The sequence below is a fragment of the Mesorhizobium sp. M2A.F.Ca.ET.042.01.1.1 genome (genome assembly GCF_003997405.1).
Lineage (GTDB): Bacteria > Pseudomonadota > Alphaproteobacteria > Rhizobiales > Rhizobiaceae > Mesorhizobium.
The window spans coordinates 1-2,398 of record NZ_RZRX01000471.1 but is presented as its reverse complement, the minus strand read 5'-3'; the positions used below and the strand labels follow the sequence as shown (position 1 = coordinate 2,398).

The 2,398-nt window shown below is 63.4% G+C and carries 3 protein-coding genes; 2 read left to right on the top strand and 1 reads right to left on the bottom strand.

From position 1 onward, the window contains the following. Window positions 1-167: 167 nt before the first annotated feature. A complete protein-coding gene (locus EOA23_RS33820) occupies window positions 168-869 on the bottom strand; it encodes a GntR family transcriptional regulator (protein WP_189341816.1) in 702 nt (233 codons plus the stop codon). A gap of 231 nt (window positions 870-1,100) precedes the next feature. Here EOA23_RS33820 and EOA23_RS33815 point away from each other — a divergent pair, with 231 nt between their 5' ends. Further along, window positions 1,101-2,141: an ABC transporter substrate-binding protein gene (locus EOA23_RS33815; protein WP_126062297.1), complete on the top strand. Its 1,041-nt coding sequence runs from the start codon at window positions 1,101-1,103 to the stop codon at window positions 2,139-2,141. A gap of 79 nt (window positions 2,142-2,220) precedes the next feature. Beyond that, window positions 2,221-2,398 (top strand): ATP-binding cassette domain-containing protein (locus EOA23_RS33810; protein WP_127307243.1); only part of this gene is annotated, 178 nt, incomplete at its 3' end.

The following is a 2,398-nucleotide window of genomic DNA, read 5'->3' as shown; positions in this document are numbered from 1 at the left end:
CGCACTCTGCGCCTGCATGCCGAGCTCGGGCAGGGGACTCCGATCGTCATCGATGCGCCGCGCCGCGCCGACGGGTTTCAGTTCAGCGTCGGCGACGTGGCGCATGTCAGCCTGCGCCGTGGCGCCAACTGCCCCATGCTTTCCAGCTGACGGGGAAGGCCCAAGGCTCACGAGGCCTTGGCGAAGAATCCCTGATAGTCGGACTTGGCCTGCAGCAGGCGCAGGATGTTCTCGCGTGAGCCGCGCACATGCGCGCGGGCGCGCTCGCCGGCCAGAGCCACATCGCCGGCGCAGATCGCGTCGACGATGCCGGCATGCTCCTCGCGGGTAAGCTTCCATTCGTCCAGCCACAGAAGCTCGGTCCAGACATATTGCTGGCATTTGTCGAGGATGCCGCAGAGCATGCCATGGAGCATCTCATTGCCGCTGATTTCGGCGATCACCCGGTGCAGGTCGATGCCGACCTGCAACTCCTCGAATTTTTCGCGCGTGCTGCGATCTGGGATCGCCGCCAGCCTTTCGCATTCGGCGAGCATCTCACGCAGCCGCGCCTTGTCGGCGGCGGTTGCGTTGGCCGCGGCCAGCTCGGTCGCGCGGCCATCAAGCAGTTCGCGGATGTCGAAGGCCTCGCGGAACATGGTCAGGTTGAACTCGGCCACCACATAGCCCTGGCGCGGGCGGCCGATCACCAGCCCGTCGCGCTCCAGCCGGTTGAAGGCCTCGCGCACCGGCGTGCGGCTGACCTTGAGGCGTTCGGCGATCTCGTTTTCCGTCACGCGGCCGCCCGGCGGGATCTGGCCGGTGATGATCAACGCCTTCAGCTTCTCGAACACCGAGTCGCGCAGCGTGTTCTTTCTTTCCTTGCTCAAACGTCCCGCCTCCAACGGTCAGTCATGGAATCGCAGTCTAGTGCCTTTTAGCGCCTGCTTGAACAGACCCTGTCGCGGCGCCGCGCGGCCGCTCCGAGCTGCCCCGCTTCTCCACGATCGAAAAACCCGAAGCCCGTGTTGACATCGGCTTCCAGAGAATTACACTCAAAATTGTATACAAATTCGCATACCAAATCAACGATAACGGGAACACCGGTTGGAGAAGCGAAAATGACGAAGAGACTTTGCATTCACGGGCTGGTTGTCGCCGGCCTGCTGGCTTCCGTCGCCGTTCCGGCGTCGGCCGCCGACACCATCACCGTCGCCTCATGGGGCGGCACCTATCAGGAAGCGGAGACCAAGGCCTTTTTCGATCCGACAGCCAAGGATCTCGGCGTCACCATCAAGCAGGACACCACCAACGGCCTCGACGACGTGCGCCTGCAGGTCACCGGCAATGCCGTCAAATGGGACATCACCGAGCTCGGCGCCGACGAATGCGCGCGCGGCTCCAAGGAAGGCCTGTTCGAGAAACTCGACTACAACGTCATCGACAAGAGCGGCATCAACCCGAAGCTCGTCCATGACGATTGGGTCGGCATCTCCTACACCTCGGTGGTGCTGATCTACCGCACGGATGTTTTCGGCGACAAAGGCCCGAAAACCTGGGCCGATTTCTGGGATGTGCAAAAATTCCCCGGCCGCCGCGCGCTCTCCGGCAGCCAGGCGACGGAGACGCTGAGCGTCGCCGCTTTGGCCAAGGGCATTCCGATCGACAAGGTCTATCCGGTCGATATCGACGGCGCGCTGCAATCCGTCGACAAGGTCAAGGGCCATATCGACGCCTGGTGGACCTCCGGCGCGCAGGCCATGCAGCTCGTCAAGGACGGCGAGGTCGACATGGCGAGCATCTGGAACGGCCGCGCCGGCACCCTGAAGAAGAGCGGGGCCCCGGTCAGCTTCTCCTTTGACCAGGGCGTGCTGACCGCCGACTGCATGGTCATCCCGAAGGGGTCGAAGAACAAGGACCTCGCCATGAAGGCGCTGGCCAAGTTCGTCAGCCCGGACCTGCAGGCAAACCTGCCGCTCTATGTCGACAACGGCCCGGCCAACGAGAAGGCCTTCGAGACCGGCAAGATCCCGCCCGAGCGCATCAAGGACATCAATTCCGCGCCGGAGAACGTCAAGAAACAGGTGCTGCAGGACCCGGCCTTCTGGCGCGACACCCTCGTCGAGGCCACGGAGAAGTTCAACAACCTGATCCAGCAATGACGATCGTACCGGAGCGGCGTCCTCGCGGCGCCGCTCCGCATCGTTTCGCAAAAATGATCCGGAGTTGAAGGAGATGCTCTTGTCTCTCGCGCAGTCCGCGCTTCCCATCGGCATCAGCGGTATCGAGAAGCGCTTCGGTGCGGTCTCCATCCTCAGCGATCTCAGCCTCGATGTCGCGGCGGGCGAATTCCTGACGCTGCTCGGGCCGTCCGGCTCGGGAAAGACGACCTTGCTGATGATCCTGGCCGGCTTCGTGC

What these genes read in the sequence shown, in the direction of transcription:
- EOA23_RS33815 (WP_126062297.1), top strand. Translation starts at nt 1,101, where the DNA reads ATGACGAAGAGACTTTGCATTCACGGGCTGGTTGTCGCCGGCCTGCTG.